The following is a 15,574-nucleotide window of genomic DNA, read 5'->3' as shown; positions in this document are numbered from 1 at the left end:
GCAGGGATGCCATCGCCGGCAGGCCCGGCGGTCCGGGCAAGGCATGAGGTAAGGGCGAAGCACCAGTTCCGCGGGATGCGGACCACGGAGCACTTTTTCACAGTGCCGCTGGACCATTCTTCCCCCTCGGGCGAAACAATCACCGTCTTTGCCCGGGAGTACGTTTCGGCCGCGCACAGCGAGAACCAGGCCGCGGGTCTTCCGTGGCTCCTGTTCCTCCAGGGCGGTCCCGGCGGGCGCGGCAACAGGTTTGGCTCGCTGGGCGGCTGGAGCAAAGCGGCTGCCAAGGACTTCCGGATCCTCATGCTGGACCAGCGCGGAACGGGGCTCTCCACGCCTGCGGACCGGAACACCCTGCCGCTGCGGGGGTCCGCCGCCGACCAGGCCGCGTACCTGGAGCATTTCCGTGCGGATTCCATCGTGGCCGACGCCGAGCTGATCCGGGATGCCCTGGGGGCGGGCCCGTGGACGGTGTACGGCCAGAGCTACGGCGGCTTCTGCGCACTGACGTACCTGTCCTTTGCACCGGAGGGCCTGAAGGAGGTCCTGGTGACCGGCGGCCTTGCGCCGCTGACCGGCCCGGCCGATGACGTCTACCGGGCTACGTTCCAGCGCGTTGCGGCCCGCAACGCCGAGTACTTCGGCTGGTACCCGGAGGACCGGGACATGGTTGACCGGATTGCCCGCCACCTTAGGAGCACCCCGGAGTTCCTTCCCGACGGCGGCCCGCTCACCGTGGAGCGCTTCCAGATGGTGGGTTCCTTCCTCGGCGGCAATACGCGCGTGGACAGCCTGCATCACCTGCTGGAGGACGCCTTCACGGAAACAGCGGAAGGCACCCGGCTCTCGGATGCCTTCCTGGACCAGGTGCAGGGCATCGTATCGCGCCGGTCCAATCCCCTCTACGCGCTGATGCATGAATCCATCTACGGCCAGGGGCAGGCGACCGGCTGGTCCGCCTGGCGGGTATTGGCGGACTACCCGGAGTTCCGGCCGGACGCCGAGCCGCTGCTGCTGACGGGCGAGATGGTTTATCCGTGGTACTTCGAACAGGACCCCGCGCTTCAGCCCCTCCGGGACGTGGCGGACCTGCTTGCAGCCAAAACGGACTGGAAGCCGCTCTACGATGTTGCCCGGCTGGGGGCCAATACCGTTCCGGCGGCGGCCGCCGTCTACTCGGACGACATCTATGTGGACCGGAAACTCTCCCTGGAAACAGCGTCCGCGGTGCGCGGGCTGCAGGTCTGGGAGACCGGCGACTTTCACCATGATGGCATCGCCGACGACGGGGAGGCGATCTTCGCCAGGCTGCTGGGTATGGCCAGGTCAGGCGGGCGCTGACTCGCGCCGGCCGGCCACCACAGTCACGAACGCCGCGGCCAGGACGGCTGCGCCCACCACGCCGCCCAGCAGGTTCAGGCCCAGGTAGCCGATCCAGCTGAGGACCAGCCCCGACACCGCCCCGCCCACGGCCCCCGCTGCACCCATGAGCATGTCCGAAACCCCCTGCACCACTACACGGGCCTCCCGGCCGACGCTCTCGGCAAGCAGGGTGGAACCGGACACCGTGGCCGCGGACCAGCCCAGGCCCAGCAAAACCAGGCCTGCCGCCACCGCCCCCGTGGATGCCTGGCCGAATCCGGCAACAGCTACGGCGGTGATCAGCAGGGTGAAGCCAATCATGATGGTCTGCGCCCTGCCGGCCTTGTCCGTCAGCCAGCCCATCACCGGCGACAAAGCGAACATCCCGGCGATGTGCAGCGAAATGGTGAAACCGATGATCACCAGGACGTCACCGGACGCCGTGTGGCCGGCGTGGCTCGCGCCCGGCCCTTCGACCAGTTCCTGCAGGTGGAGTGGCGTCATGGACATCACGCCCACCATCACCGCGTGGGCCCCGACGACGGCGGCCACTGCCAGGAGCGCGGTCCGGGAGCCGCGGATGGCCCGGAGCCCGCGGACCAGCGAGCCGCCGTCGCGCTTTGCGTGCCCGTTGCTGCCTGCCCCCGCGCCGCTGCCCTCCGGTGCTGCCGGCGTTTGTTGTGCCGTGCCGGGGGCGCCGGTGCCCGCCTGCTGCGGCGCAAGTTCCCTGGCCAGCAGCAGCGGATCCGGCCGCAGGCCGGTAAAAAGCAGGACGTTCGCCAGGAGAAGCCCGGCGCCGGCAATCACGAAAGGCCCTGCCACCGGCGGAAGGCCCAGCGCCTGTCCCACCACGGTGCCGGGCTGGATGAGGTTGGGTCCGGCGACGGCGCCAACGGTTACGGCCCACACCACGGCGGACAGGGCCCTGCCGCGGTGCTCCGGGTCCGCAAGGTCGACGGCGGCGAAGCGGGCCTGCAGGCTGGCGGCGGTACCCACACCGATCCCGGCTGCGCCGAGCACCAGCAGGACGAAAAGGCCGGACACCACCGCGAGCACCATCAGGACCGTGCCTGCGAGGGCCGCGGACAGCCCGGCCACCTGGCCGATCCGGCGTCCCCGGCGGTCCGCCAGCGAGGCAAGCGGCAGGGCAGCCAGGGCTGCGCCGAGGGTCATGACCGTGGCGACGGCGCCGGCCCAGGCACTCGATCCGGACAGTTCGACGGCGAGTATGGACCCGATCGAAACCGTGGCACCGGTGCCGATTCCGCCAAAAATCTGGGCCGCGCTCAGCAGCACCACCGTGCGCCGCTGCACGAGGCGCACCTGTTGGTCCGATATCAGGGTGGGGGCCATGGTCCGAGCATAGTCCCCCATGCGCCTCCTGCAGAGGGGATTTAAAGCGACAATCCCGGCCGCAGGATACGGCCGGGATTGTCCGGGTCAGGAGGACCAGGGACGCCTACTCGGCGTCGCTGTGGCTCCTCCGGACGTCCTCCTCGAGGCGGGGGTCCAGGTGCGCTTCCTTGGCCTTGGAGCTGACCAGGCTCGCGACCACCGCGATGACGATGGTGCCAACGATGACGCCCAGGGAAACGAACGTGGGGATTTCGGGGGCCCATTCAATGTGCTGCCCGCCGTTGATGAACGGAAGCTCGTTGACGTGCATGGCGTGCAGGACCAGCTTGACGCCGATGAACGCGAGGATGAAGGACAGCGCGTGCTTCAGGTAGATCAGGCGGTTCATGAGGCCGCCGAGCAGGAAGTACAGCTGGCGCAGGCCCATCAGGGCGAACAGGTTGGCCGTGAACACGATGAAGGGGCTCTGGGTGAGGCCGAAGATTGCCGGGATGGAGTCGACGGCGAAGAGCAGGTCCGTGAGGCCGATGGTGATGAACACGATCAGCATGGGCGTGAAGACCTTCTTGCCGTTCACGGTGGTGCGCAGCTTGCCGCCGTCGAACTTCTCGGACATGGGGATGACCTTGCGGATCTTGGCGATCAGCGGGTTCTCCCGGTCTTCTTCGTCTTCGCCCTCGTCCTGGGCCTGCTTCCATGCGGTCCAGAGCAGGAACGCGCCGAAGATGTAGAACACCCAGCTGAACTGCTCGATCACGATCGCGCCGAGCAGGATGAAGATGCCGCGCAGGATCAGGGCGATGATGATGCCCACCATCAGCACTTCCTGCTGGTACTTCCGGGGCACGGAGAACCTGGCCATGATGATGATGAAGACAAACAGGTTGTCGATGCTGAGGCTGTATTCCGTCACCCAGCCGGCGACGAACTGGCCGCCGAATTCCGGGCCGGTGAAAGCGAACATGGCGCCGGCGAACACCAGGGCCAGGGTGACGTAGAAGGCCACCCAGAGTCCGGCTTCCTTCATGGAGGGTTCGTGCGGGCGGCGGACCACCAGGAGAAGGTCGGTCAGGAGGATCAGGCCAAGGACGACAAAGGAGCCGACCTCAAACCAGACGGGCAATTCGAGCACAGGGTAGCCTTTCGCAGGGTACAGAGATGCGGTGTAAGTCTCTCCGGCCTGCCTGCGCACTTGGTGCTGAAACGGCGGCCCGCTACGCCCGGCGGGGCAACCATGCCCTGCGTGTTGACGATCGTAGCGCTCGGGATACTCCCCTACGTGACGTTAACTCTACCCCAGGCGGGCCGCCCGCCCGTCCCCTGTTGATGTTTGTGTCAGGCGTGCCCGGCAGCCTGCATCTGCCGGAGCTCCTTCTTCAGCTCGCTGACCTCGTCCCTGATCCTGGCGGCCACTTCGAACTGCAGCTCGGCAGCAGCGCCGTGCATCTGCTCCGTCAGCTGTTCGATCAGGCCCACCAGGTCCTCGGCCGGGGCCGCTGCCAGGCCGTCCGAGCGGACCTGGGCGGCACCCTTTGCGGCGGACTTCCGCTTTCCTCCCTTGGCCAGCCGGTTGTTCTTAAGCAGCTCCTGGGTATCGGCGTCTTCCTTGGCCAGTTGGTCCGTGATGTCGGCGATCTTCTTCCGCAGCGGCTGCGGGTCCACGCCGTGTTCGGTGTTGTAGGCAACCTGGATGGCGCGGCGACGGTTTGTCTCGTCGATGGCCTGCGCCATGGAGTCCGTGATGCGGTCGGCGTACATGTGCACCTGGCCGGAGACGTTGCGGGCAGCGCGGCCGATCGTCTGGATCAGGGACGTGGACGACCGCAGGAAGCCCTCCTTGTCCGCATCGAGGATGCTGACAAGGGACACTTCAGGAAGGTCCAGGCCCTCACGGAGCAGGTTGATGCCCACCAGGACGTCGAACTTGCCCATCCGGAGTTCGCGCAGCAGCTCCACGCGCCGCAGGGTGTCGACGTCGGAGTGCAGGTACTCCACCTTGATGCCATGCCCGAGGAGGTAGTCCGTAAGGTCCTCGGCCATCCGCTTGGTCAGGGTAGTGACCAGGATGCGCTCGTTCTTGTCCGTGCGGGTCTTGATCTCGCCCAGCAGGTCGTCGATCTGACCCTTGGTGGGCTTCACCACCACCTCGGGATCGATGAGGCCCGTGGGCCGGATGATCTGCTGCACAAAACCGTCGGCCTTGCCCAGTTCATACTTGCCCGGCGTGGCGGACAGGTAAACGGTCTGGCCAACGCGTTGCAGGAACTCGTCCCATTTCAGCGGCCTGTTGTCCATGGCCGAGGGCAGGCGGAAGCCGAAGTCCACCAGGTTCCGCTTGCGCGACATGTCGCCTTCGTACATGGCGCCGATCTGCGGGATGGTCACGTGGGACTCGTCCACCACCAGGAGGAAGTCGTCCGGGAAGTAGTCCAGGAGGCAGTGGGGGGCCGTTCCGGGGGCGCGGCCGTCGATGTGCGCCGAATAGTTCTCGATGCCGTTGCAGAAGCCCATCTGCTGCATCATCTCGAGGTCGTACATGGTCCGCATCCGGAGCCGCTGCGCTTCCACCAGCTTGTTCTGGCTTTCCAGTACCTTCAGCCGATCAGCGAGCTCATCCTCGATCCGCTTGATGGCCCGGGACATCCGTTCGGGTCCAGCCACGTAGTGCGACGCGGGGAAGACGTACATTTCCTCTTCGTCGCGGATCACCTCACCGGTCAGCGGGTGGAGTGTCTGGATATTCTCGATCTCATCCCCGAAGAACTCGATCCGGATAGCCAGTTCCTCGTACATCGGGATGATCTCCACCGTGTCCCCGCGGACGCGGAACGTGCCCCGATGGAAATCCATGTCGTTGCGGGCGTACTGCATGGACACGAATTTGCGGAGGAGGTCGTCACGGTTCATCTCCGCCCCCTTGCGGAGCGTGACCATTCCTGCGATGTATTCCTCGGGCGTGCCCAGGCCGTAGATGCAGGAGACAGTGGCGACGACGATCACGTCCCGGCGGGTCAGCAGGGCGTTGGTGGCTGAGTGGCGGAGCCTTTCAACTTCCTCGTTAATGGAGGAGTCCTTCTCGATGAAGGTGTCCGTCTGGGCGACGTAGGCCTCGGGCTGGTAGTAGTCGTAGTAGGAAACGAAGTACTCCACCGCGTTGTTTGGCAGCAGCTCGCGGAATTCGTTGGCCAGCTGCGCCGCAAGGGTCTTGTTCTGGACCATCACCAAGGTGGGCCGCTGCACCTGCTCGATAAGCCAGGCGGTGGTGGCGCTCTTGCCCGTACCCGTGGCACCGAGCAGCACCACGTCCTTCTCGCCGTTCCTGATGCGCTCCGTCAGTTCGGCAATGGCGGCGGGCTGGTCGCCGGCGGGCTTGAATTCGCTGATGACCTCAAAGGGCGCCACAACACGGTTGATATCCTGCGCAAGGCTCATGGATCTAATCTACAACCGGGCACCGACAGTATTGCGGCCCGTCCGTTACGGGCGAACAGCTCCGCCGGTCCGCGGATGCCTTCAGGACGCGTACGACGGCGGCGCCCAGCCGGTCTCCTCGGCCCAGGCGGACATGAGGGGCCAGGCAACGTCCGTGAACCACGGTTCCTTGGCCTCTGCGTACGCCCTGGTGCCCGCCGACCCGGCGAAACGTCCCGCAAGGCCTGCCTTATGCCGTGCATACAGCGTGCGTGCGGACGGGTCGGCACGCAGCCAGTCCCGGAACATCAAGGCATAGCGCCATCCGGGCGAGCCGGCAACACGGACGTGGATGTTGACCGGACGCCCGGGGTCCGCGTTGGCATGGAACCGTTTCTGCCACTGCCCGGGATCCGGCGCCGACGGCTTGGGCGTATCGGACCCGGCACCGGGCACCAAGGGGAACCCGGCTGCCGCCAGCAGGGGTGCAGCAGTGTCTGCAGCGTCCAGGCCGGAAACCGCAACCTGCAGGTCTATGACGTTCTTGGCAGCGAGCCCGGGGACGGACGTGGAGCCAATGTGGTCCACCGCCAGGATGAGCCCGGGGGCCGCGGTCTTCAGCCTCGCGGAGATCCTGGCCGCCTCCTTGGCCCATTCCTCCCGAAACGGCTCCAGGACAGGACCGCAGTTCCTCGGCGCACGCCTGCCCGCGGCGAGGTTGCGGACGAAGGGCACCAGACGGTCTTCCCAGAGCCGGTCCACCTGGTCCAGCAGGTGCTGCACGCTGCCGGAGTTGTCCAGGACGACGTCGGCAGCGGCCAGCCGTTCCTCCCGCGTTGCCTGCGCAGCCATCCGCGACAGTGCAGCTTCGCGCGTCATCCCGCGGTGCTCCAGCATTCGCTGGAGCCGCACGTCGTCCGGCGCGTCGACCACCACCACAAGGTGGAAGTCGCTCCCCTGTCCGGTTTCCACCAGCAGGGGAATGTCCTGCACCACGACGGCATCTCCTGCTGCAGCTTCCACGATGGCGGCCGCACGCGAACGGACCAAGGGGTGGACGATTCCATTCAGCACCGCGAGCCGTGCCGGATCTCCAAAGACCAGGTCCCCGAGCCTGGGCCGGTCAAGGCGGCCATCCGGGCCAAGGACATCCCGGCCAAACTCAGCCACAACGCTGTCCAGGCCCTCGGAGCCCGGCTCCACCACTTCCCGCGCCAATGCATCAGCATCCACCAGCACCGCGCCGCGTTCCTTCAGGCGCAAGGCAACCACTGATTTTCCTGAGGCGATGCCGCCCGTCAACCCGATCTTGAGCACTCCCCCACCCTAATCCCCCCGGTCCGGGTCCAGGTTCAGGTCCGGTCCAGGTCCACGGCGCGTCTCCTGTCGTGCCATGGACCGGACCCGGCCGGAATTCATCCGGACAACCGCCCCGGCGCCCGGGGGTCATGCCCTAACAGTTCTAGTACATATGGCCCAGGGCGTATTGGTTAGCCGTGATGCGGGAGCTGGCGCCAAGAAAGTCGCCGAGCTGCTGCAGGGTGCGGATTTCCTCTTCACCGTAAGGCGCGGCTATCGAGTGTGCCTGCAGGTCCGTCGCGCCATCCGCCGTCGTCGAAGATGCAGTCGCGGGCGCGGCAATCACTCCTGAGAAACCGGCTGCGGCAACAGTTGCGATGGAAAGGAACAGCTTCCTCTTTTTGGTTCCATCAGACCGCTTGCCATCCACTGACGCAGGTCCGGCCATGTGGGCAGGAATCCGGTGATTTCCTTTGGATGTGAACAATGTACTGCTCCTTTCTTGCGGTGCCACCCCGGATGGATGACAGGGTTTTTTCCTGACCGTCTTCGGTTCAGGCATTGCGCCGGATTCGGCGAAGAGTTCAGTAAGGCGAACCAGCCCTTGGCGCCCGGAGGTCCTCCAGGGCTGCCGGGTTGGACCTGGTGCGGTCCACCAGGCAGTCCGGCCAAATCTCTTCAACCCAGTTGTTGCCGTAGGCGGAACCTGGCGTGCCGCGCCGGCCAGGCTGCGGAAGGATTTCCGGCGATTCAATCCGGAAAAGACCTGTTTGATGCGTGCTGCGGCTTGAGGCTTCTACCCGCTTCATGGTCAGGCCCACCCTTCCTGTTCGGAATACTCTGCTGGTTCCGTTTCCTGGTGTTCCCAGATTCCCGCTGACGCCTTAATCGATCCTTAATCACGAGCCGCAACCCCTACTCCAGCCGTTGCCGGGCCAGGGGAACTTGGGCCTAGACTGGGCCGGGTGCAAGAGGAAGACAGCAGGGCCACGAGTTACACCACCCTGGCGGCCGGACCCGATTTCCGCCACGAGATCGAGATCAAGCGCTCCCGGTTCATCACCGTCCTGCGCCGCACCGGCACCGAAGAACTGGCACGTGACCTGGTCACCGGCCTGCGCCGCGAATTCCATGACGCACGCCACCACTGCTCAGCGTTCATCATCGGCCCGGACCGGAACATCCAGCGCTCCAATGACGACGGTGAGCCCTCGGGGACGGCAGGCCTTCCGATGCTTGAGGCCCTCGCCAAAAGGGAGACACTCCCCGGGGTGGCCGACCTCAGCGACGTCAGTGCCGTCGTCGTGCGCTATTTCGGTGGCGTCCTGTTGGGTGCCGGAGGCCTGGTGCGCGCCTACTCGGAGTCCGTCTCCTCGGCGCTGTCCCTGGTGCCCATGGTGCGCCGGAGCAGGTTGCGCATCGGTGCCGCCGAAGTGCCGCACGCTGCTGCCGGCCGGCTGGAAAACGACCTGCGCTCCGCGGGATTCGTGATGGCCGGGACCAGCTACGCCGCCGGGCACACCGTCCTGCGCGTGGCCGTGCCGGACGAGCCCGCAGCCATTGCCGCTGCGGCCGGGCGCGTGCAGCTCCTCACCGCCGGCAGCGCCGCCCTGACGATGGAAGGAACGGAGTGGGTGGATGTCCCGCTTGCCTGACGTGTCCCTGCTGGACGTCGACGAACAGCTGCTGGAACAGCTCCTGGACCTGGCCAAGCGGGACGCTTCGCCGGATGAGGTGGCTCCCCCGCTTGGCGGCCCGGGCTGGAACCTTGAACGGACAGCCTGGTTCTTCACTTACCACCGCGCCGCCGCGGAAGGCCTCAACGGGACGGCCGGCGAGAAATCCTGGGGGATCCTTGCCGATGGCGCCCTCGCCGGCTCCATCCGGCTCAAGCGCGTGGATGCCGGCACCGGACGGGACACCGCGGAGACCGGGATCTGGCTCGGCAGGAGGTTTCGGGGCCGCGGCATCGGAAGCGCGGCACTTCGCCTGGTCCTGGCTGAGGCCCGCAACGCCGGAATCGCCGAGGTGACGGCCCGCACCCTGGCCGGAAACCCCGCCGCCCAGCGGATCCTTGCCGGCGCCGGCGCCACTCTCACGCCTGACGACGACGGAACTGTCCGCGCCGTCGTCGCACTCCCAACTGACTAGCAGCAAGCGCACCGAAAATCGCGTTTGGCAGCGCTAAGTGCCAGTCAGTTGCTGCTTTAACGACAACGGGCCCCCGCGTTTGCGGGGGCCCGTTGTGTCAGCCCGGAAAAGTCCGGACCGTTGGCACTTAGTTGCCGGTCAGCTTCTCACGCAGGGCGGCGAGAGCCTCGTCGGATGCAAGCGTACCTGCACCGGTGTTGGACTCAGCAGCCGGCTCCGAGGAGTAGCTGGTGGTGCCGGAGTCGCTCTCACCGGACGTTGCAGCTGCAGCGTCGTCGGCAGCGTGCTGGGCAACCTGCTTCTTGTGTGCTTCCCAGCGGGTCTGGGCGTCAGCGTACTGCTGCTCCCAGGCGGCGCGCTGGTTCTCGTAGCCTTCAAGCCACTCGTTGGACTCGGGATCGAAGCCCTCGGGGTACTTGTAGTTGCCCTCTTCGTCGTACTCTGCGGCCATGCCGTACAGAGCGGGATCGAACTCGGTGCTGTCGGCGTCGACGCCCTCGTTGGCCTGCTTGAGGGACAGCGAGATGCGGCGGCGTTCCAGGTCGATGTCGATGACCTTGACGAACAGCTCGTCACCAACGGAGACAACCTGCTCTGCCAGCTCCACGTGGCGGACAGCCAGCTCGGAGATGTGGACCAGGCCTTCGATGCCGTCTTCGACGCGGACGAACGCACCGAACGGAACGAGCTTCGTGACCTTACCCGGGACAACCTGGCCCAGGGCGTGGGTGCGGGCGAAGGTCTGCCACGGATCTTCCTGCGTAGCCTTGAGCGACAGGGAGACGCGCTCGCGGTCCAGGTCGACCTCGAGAACCTCGACGGTGACTTCCTGGCCAACTTCGACAACCTCGGACGGGTGGTCGATGTGCTTCCAGGACAGCTCGGAAACGTGAACCAGGCCGTCTACGCCGCCCAGGTCCACGAATGCACCGAAGTTGACGATGGAGGAAACGACGCCGGGACGGACCTGGCCCTTTTCCAGCTTGTTGAGGAAGGTGGAGCGGACCTCGGACTGGGTCTGCTCGAGCCATGCACGGCGGGACAGCACAACGTTGTTGCGGTTCTTGTCCAGCTCGATGATCTTGGCTTCGATCTGCTGACCGATGTACGGAGCAAGGTCGCGCACACGGCGCATCTCGACGAGGGATGCGGGCAGGAAGCCGCGCAGGCCGATGTCGAGGATAAGACCACCCTTGACGACCTCGATGACGGTACCGGTGACGACACCGTCTTCTTCCTTGACCTTCTCGATGTCGCCCCAGGCACGCTCGTACTGCGCGCGCTTCTTGGAGAGGATCAGGCGGCCTTCTTTGTCTTCCTTGGTGAGCACCAGGGCTTCGACCTGATCGCCAACGGAGACGACGTCTCCGGGGTCAACGTCGTGCTTGATGGAAAGCTCGCGGGAGGGGATGACACCTTCGGTCTTGTAACCGATGTCGAGCAGGACTTCGTCGCGGTCGACCTTGACGACGGTACCTTCGACGAGGTCTCCGTCATTGAAGTACTTGATGGTCGCGTCGACTGCTGCGAGGAAGTCCTCAGCGGTACCGATGTCGTTAATGGCGACTACGGGGGTACCGGGCTTCTCGGTGGAGGTGATGGTCATGTAGTAGGGGCTCCGTTGTGGATAGTTAGTCGGTCAGGCAAACCGGCGCGCCCGCGTTATGGAACGCAGGCGCGATTTGCGGTGAATCCGACGGATCCTCCGGGTCATCCTGATTTTGTGGATTGCTGAGAAAATATTTAACTGCAAATACGTGCACGTAGTACACGCCCGTTTATTCTAGTCGCTGCCCGCAACACGGGTCAAAAGCGGCGAGGCAGGGCACGCGCATGACGCGGCCACCCGGGAAGGGGACCCCAGGCTGCCAGTGACCTCAGAAGTGGGTAAGGCAATGCGTCGAGCGCTCGACGGCGAACATCTGCCTGGCCTTCAGCGCGGATCCGGCCGTGTGCTCCCGGACCTTGCCCGCTGCCGCCAGCGTGACCGGACTGACCCCGCCGACGTACATCGAGGACAGCGCGGAGACGTCCAGGGTCAGGTCCGCCTCCGCCGTCTCCGGCAGGCGCTCGACGGCGGCCTGGCCGCCGTCGGCGGAAAGAACGTACGTTCCGGCCGTTAGGCCGAGCGGATCCAGGACTTTCAGCGCCAGGCGGCCTCCTGCCGGGTAGTGCCGCCCGGCCAGTGCCTTCGGGACATCGAGGATGCGCAGCCAGAGCATGTCCCGGCTGTCCGAGGAGTCGATGCAGCGCGGATCGTCCAGGGCCCAGGCCAGCGGGTCGTCCAACGGGGCTTCCGTCCAGGACACGCGCTCCACCAGATCGATGGCGCCAAGGAACTGCCAGAGTTCCAGGTAGGCATCATTGGTGCCGGCCAGCAGGTCCACCACTTCCACGGTGTAGGGCTCGGTGTCCCAGCCGAGGAACTTGTAGGAGACGTAGCCGTCGACGGTTCCGGCGGGCCCGTAATGGAGCGCCACCTTGATGGCGGGGTCCTCCTTGCCGTCGCGGCCGAGCGAGCCCGACGCAAGCTGCCGGTACCAGTCCTGCCGCCCTACGGACCCCGGGGTCAGCCGGTGCACCCGGTCGAAGACTTCCGGAGCCAGCTGCAGCAATGCCTTGGGATCGGTGACCTCCACGGTGCCGGCGGGCTGGTGCGGCAGGCTGAACCGCGCGGTGGTGTCAACCTTGATGTTGCGTTCAAAGCTGGCCACGCCGTAGCCGAACCGGCCATATATGGTTCCCTCTGACGCGGTCAGCGCCGCCACCGCAACCCCGTCGTCTTTCGCGAGCTGCAGGTCCTCGCTCATCATCCGCCGCAGCAGGCCGCGCCGCCGGTGCGAGGTGCGGACGGTGACAGCGGTGACCAGGTGGGCTTCCACCAGGTGCCCGAAGCCGACGTTGAGCGTGTTGCGCATGGTGCCGAAGGTGGCCACCGGCACGTCGGCGGGCAGCGACGACGGCGCTACCGGGCCGGTTTGGTAGGCGCCGGTGAGGACGCGCCGGTCGGCCTCATACGTCTCAAGGGTCTTGGCGAGGTGTTCCGGCGTCCGGGTGGATTCGTGGAAGCCGAAGGACACGGCGCGGCTCCAGGTTTCGGCCTCGGCGTAACCGTCCTTGCCCTTGGACACAGCGTCAAAGCGCCGGATTTCATAGTTTCCACTCAGATCAGCCACGCACCTGAGCCTAGTCAAGATCCCCGGCGCCTGGCCAGCATCAACACCCGCTAGTGGCCGGCGTCGTACCAGCTGGGGCCGACGCCGATCTGGACCTCCAGCGGGACGCTCAGGTCCGCGGCGGCGGCCATCTGCTCGGTAACCAGCTTCTCCACGGCCGCGCGCTCACCGGCTGCCACTTCCAGGACCAGTTCGTCGTGGACCTGGAGCAGCATCCGTGATTTCAGCCCTTGGGCTTTCAACTCGGCGTGGACTCCCAGCATGGCGCGCTTGATGATGTCCGCGGCCGAGCCCTGGATGGGACTGTTCAGGGCAATCCGCTCGGCGTTCTCCCGGAGTTGCCTGTCCGTGCTGGTGAGGTCCGGCAGGTAGCGCCGGCGTCCCTCGATGGTTGCGGTGTACCCGTCAATGCGGGCCTGGTCCACCACGCCGCGGAGGTAGTCGCGGACAGCGCCGAACCGGTCGAAGTAGTCCTTCATGAGGGTCCGTGCCTCATCGACGGAGATCTCCAGCTGCTTGGACAGGCCGAACGATGTCAGGCCATAGGCCAGGCCATAGGACATTGCCTTCACCTTGGAGCGCATGGCGCTGGTGACCTCTTCGGTGGGCACATGGAAGATGTTCGAGCCGACGAACCGGTGCAGGTCCTCACCGTCCCTGTAGGCCTGGATCAGGCCCTGGTCACCGGACAGGTGGGCCATGATGCGCATTTCGATCTGGGAATAATCGGCGGACAGCAGGCACTCATAGCCCTCCCCCACCACGAAGATCCCGCGGACCCGCCGGCCTTCCTCGCTGCGGATAGGGATGTTCTGCAGGTTCGGGTTGTTGGAGGAGATCCGGCCTGTCGCTGCCACATTCTGGGCGTAGGTGGTGTGGATGCGGCCGTCCTCGGCCACGGACTTCTTCAGGGATTCGAGCATCTGGCTCAGCTTGGCGGCCTCCCGGTGCGCCATCAGCTGCACCAGGAACTCGTGCCCCGTCTTTTCCAGCAGGTTCTTCAAAGATGCGGCGTCCGTGGTGTAGCCCGACTTGATCTTCTTGGTCTTGGGCAACTGGAGTTCCTCGAACAGGACAGTCTGGAGCTGTTTGGGAGAGCCCAGGTTCACCTCATGCCCGATCGCCGCGAACGCTTGCTCCTGCGCCTGGTCGATGACCCGGGCCAGATCGGCGATCTGGTCATCCATGCGCGCCATGTCAATGGCAATGCCGGCGAGCTCCATGTCGGCGAGGACACGGCTGACCGGCAGCTCGAGGGTGGAGAGCAGTTCCTCCGCCTTGCGCTCCTTGAGTTCGTCCTCGAAGTAGCGGCTCAGGGCCAGCACGACGGCGGCCGCCTGGACCAGCGCGTCGGCTGCGGCGTCGTCCTCGCCGTCGAAGGAGAGCTCTAGCTGGCCTGCCTTGGCCGTGGCGGCAGGGATCCCCACGTTGAGGTGGTGCTGGGCCAGCTCCGCGAGTTCGTAGGTGCGCCGGTCCGGCTGGATGAGGTAACCGGAGATGGACGTGTCATCCACCACGCCTTCCAGCTCCAGTCCACGGGACGTCAGGGCTTTCAGTGCGGCCTTGAAACCGTGCAGGACCTTCGGCGCTTCCGGGTCCCGCAGCCAGCCGGCCAGGACGTTCTCCGACTCGGCGTCCTGGCTTGACAGGTCGACATAGGCGGCAGCGCCGTCCCGGACAATCGCCAGCGCCGCGGCGTCCTCGCCGATGCGGCCGGGGACAAGGTCGACGGAGACGGCGGAGCGCTGCCCCGCGCCGGCGTCGAGGAACGCTGACAGCTCCGCGGCACTGCCCGGCACGACGTACTGCGGCGTGTCGATGCTTTCCCGTTCCGCGGCAGGCTTGTCCGCATCGCCGTAGAGCGCAAAGAGCCGGCTGCGGATGGTCTTGAACTCAAGCTTGTCGAACAGGTCCTCCAGGGCGGCCTGGTCCGGCCGCGGCTGGTAAAGGTCATCCAGCGTGACGGGAAGCTCAAGGTCCGTGTGCAGCTGGTTCAGGCGGCGGTTCCGCTTGACGGCCTCGACGTTTTCGCGCAGCGCATCGCCCACCTTCCCGCCAATCGCATCCAGGTGCTCCAGGACGCCGTCGAGCCCGCCGTAAAGATTGATCCACTTGGCGGCCGTCTTGGGCCCGACCCCGGGCACGCCGGGAAGGTTGTCCGCCGTTTCGCCCACCAGCGCAGCAAGATCCGAGTACCGGCTGGGGCTGACGAAGTACTTCGCCTCAATGGCAGCGGCATCCATCCGCGGAATGTCGCTGACGCCCTTCCTGGGGTACAGCACAAAAACGTTGTCGGTGATGAGCTGGAACGCATCGCGGTCCCCCGAGACCAGCAGCACTTCGTACCCTGCTTTTTCTCCCATGGTGGCGAGGGTGGCAAGAATGTCATCTGCCTCGTAGCCGGGCATTGTGATGGTCTTGATGCCCCAGGCCTTCATGACCTGCGCAATGAGGTCGATCTGGTTGTTCATCTCCCGCGGAGTCTCGTTGCGGCCACCCTTGTATTCGCTGTACTCCGTCTTGCGGTGGGTGGACTCGTCCGAAACGTCGAAGGCCACCGCGATGTGGGTGGGCTGCTGCTCCTTGATGAGGTTGATCAGCATGGAGGTGAATCCGTGAATGGCGTTGGTGTGCTGCCCGTTCGTGGTTGAGAACTTGTCCGCGGGCAGCGCAAAAAACGCGCGGAATGCCATGGAATGTCCGTCCAGCACCAAAAGGCGCGGCTGTCCCGTCATGGGAACCACCGGGGCTTCCGTCGCAGAAACCGAGCCACTGGCCTGTGCCGGGACATTGCCCCGGCCTGCGCCTTCCCCGACTGG

General features: G+C 65.8%; 12 protein-coding genes. 3 read left to right on the top strand and 9 right to left on the bottom strand.

Annotation, left to right across the window (positions count from 1 at the left end):
• Positions 1 to 6 precede the first annotated feature (6 nt).
• A complete protein-coding gene (locus SMD14_RS09705; protein ID WP_321216171.1) occupies positions 7 to 1,341 on the top strand; it encodes an alpha/beta fold hydrolase in 1,335 nt (444 codons plus the stop codon).
• Here the strand turns inward: SMD14_RS09705 and SMD14_RS09700 are convergent.
• The 6 genes from SMD14_RS09700 to SMD14_RS09675 form a co-directional block, all read right to left on the bottom strand.
• Positions 1,327 to 2,715: an MFS transporter gene (locus SMD14_RS09700; RefSeq protein ID WP_321216250.1), complete on the bottom strand. Its 1,389-nt coding sequence runs from the start codon at positions 2,713 to 2,715 to the stop codon at positions 1,327 to 1,329. The genes SMD14_RS09705 and SMD14_RS09700 overlap by 15 nt on opposite strands.
• Positions 2,716 to 2,821: 106 nt before the next feature.
• Positions 2,822 to 3,850, bottom strand: coding sequence for a TerC family protein (locus SMD14_RS09695; RefSeq protein ID WP_321216170.1), 1,029 nt, complete (start codon positions 3,848 to 3,850; stop codon positions 2,822 to 2,824).
• Positions 3,851 to 4,053: 203 nt separating this feature from the next.
• On the bottom strand, positions 4,054 to 6,150 hold the full coding sequence (gene uvrB, locus SMD14_RS09690) for an excinuclease ABC subunit UvrB (RefSeq protein WP_157242378.1): 2,097 nt from the start codon (positions 6,148 to 6,150) through the stop codon (positions 4,054 to 4,056).
• Positions 6,151 to 6,231: 81 nt separating this feature from the next.
• Positions 6,232 to 7,446: a dephospho-CoA kinase gene (coaE, locus tag SMD14_RS09685; RefSeq protein WP_321216169.1), complete on the bottom strand. Its 1,215-nt coding sequence runs from the start codon at positions 7,444 to 7,446 to the stop codon at positions 6,232 to 6,234.
• Between the two features lie 145 nt (positions 7,447 to 7,591).
• On the bottom strand, positions 7,592 to 7,990 hold the full coding sequence (locus SMD14_RS09680; protein ID WP_321216168.1) for a hypothetical protein: 399 nt from the start codon (positions 7,988 to 7,990) through the stop codon (positions 7,592 to 7,594).
• Between the two features lie 22 nt (positions 7,991 to 8,012).
• Positions 8,013 to 8,237: a hypothetical protein gene (locus tag SMD14_RS09675; RefSeq protein ID WP_321216167.1), complete on the bottom strand. Its 225-nt coding sequence runs from the start codon at positions 8,235 to 8,237 to the stop codon at positions 8,013 to 8,015.
• A 156-nt stretch (positions 8,238 to 8,393) separates the two neighbouring features.
• Here SMD14_RS09675 and SMD14_RS09670 point away from each other — a divergent pair, with 156 nt between their 5' ends.
• Together SMD14_RS09670 and SMD14_RS09665 are read left to right on the top strand one after the other, a co-directional pair.
• A complete protein-coding gene (locus tag SMD14_RS09670; RefSeq protein WP_321216166.1) occupies positions 8,394 to 9,083 on the top strand; it encodes a YigZ family protein in 690 nt (229 codons plus the stop codon).
• On the top strand, positions 9,067 to 9,579 hold the full coding sequence (locus SMD14_RS09665; RefSeq protein ID WP_321216165.1) for a GNAT family protein: 513 nt from the start codon (positions 9,067 to 9,069) through the stop codon (positions 9,577 to 9,579). Before SMD14_RS09670 ends, SMD14_RS09665 begins: the two co-directional genes overlap by 17 nt.
• Positions 9,580 to 9,706: 127 nt before the next feature.
• On the opposite strand, the gene rpsA is transcribed toward SMD14_RS09665, so the two are convergent.
• The 3 genes from rpsA to polA all read right to left on the bottom strand — a co-directional run bounded on the left by rpsA (position 9,707) and on the right by polA (position 15,448).
• Positions 9,707 to 11,185: a 30S ribosomal protein S1 gene (gene rpsA / locus SMD14_RS09660; RefSeq protein ID WP_157242382.1), complete on the bottom strand. Its 1,479-nt coding sequence runs from the start codon at positions 11,183 to 11,185 to the stop codon at positions 9,707 to 9,709.
• 271 nt (positions 11,186 to 11,456) lie between these two features.
• Positions 11,457 to 12,755, bottom strand: coding sequence for a GNAT family N-acetyltransferase (locus tag SMD14_RS09655; RefSeq protein ID WP_321216164.1), 1,299 nt, complete (start codon positions 12,753 to 12,755; stop codon positions 11,457 to 11,459).
• A gap of 50 nt (positions 12,756 to 12,805) precedes the next feature.
• A complete protein-coding gene (gene polA, locus SMD14_RS09650; RefSeq protein WP_231755138.1) occupies positions 12,806 to 15,448 on the bottom strand; it encodes a DNA polymerase I in 2,643 nt (880 codons plus the stop codon).
• Positions 15,449 to 15,574: the final 126 nt, after the last annotated feature.

The sequence above is a fragment of the Pseudarthrobacter oxydans genome (assembly GCF_034258515.1).
GTDB lineage: Bacteria > Actinomycetota > Actinomycetes > Actinomycetales > Micrococcaceae > Arthrobacter.
Note: the sequence above shows the minus strand (reverse complement) of the source record. Positions and strands in the feature narration are given on the sequence as shown.

Bases quoted from the DNA above. Each gene is read 5' to 3' on its own strand.
- SMD14_RS09680 (WP_321216168.1), bottom strand. From the start codon at position 7,990: ATGCCTGAACCGAAGACGGTCAGGAAAAAACCCTGTCATCCATCCGGG.
- SMD14_RS09665 (WP_321216165.1), top strand. From the start codon at position 9,067: ATGTCCCGCTTGCCTGACGTGTCCCTGCTGGACGTCGACGAACAGCTG.
- uvrB (WP_157242378.1), bottom strand. From the start codon at position 6,150: ATGAGCCTTGCGCAGGATATCAACCGTGTTGTGGCGCCCTTTGAGGTC.
- SMD14_RS09705 (WP_321216171.1), top strand. From the start codon at position 7: ATGCCATCGCCGGCAGGCCCGGCGGTCCGGGCAAGGCATGAGGTAAGG.
- rpsA (WP_157242382.1), bottom strand. From the start codon at position 11,185: ATGACCATCACCTCCACCGAGAAGCCCGGTACCCCCGTAGTCGCCATT.
- SMD14_RS09675 (WP_321216167.1), bottom strand. From the start codon at position 8,237: ATGAAGCGGGTAGAAGCCTCAAGCCGCAGCACGCATCAAACAGGTCTT.
- SMD14_RS09700 (WP_321216250.1), bottom strand. From the start codon at position 2,715: ATGGCCCCCACCCTGATATCGGACCAACAGGTGCGCCTCGTGCAGCGG.
- polA (WP_231755138.1), bottom strand. From the start codon at position 15,448: ATGGCATTCCGCGCGTTTTTTGCGCTGCCCGCGGACAAGTTCTCAACC.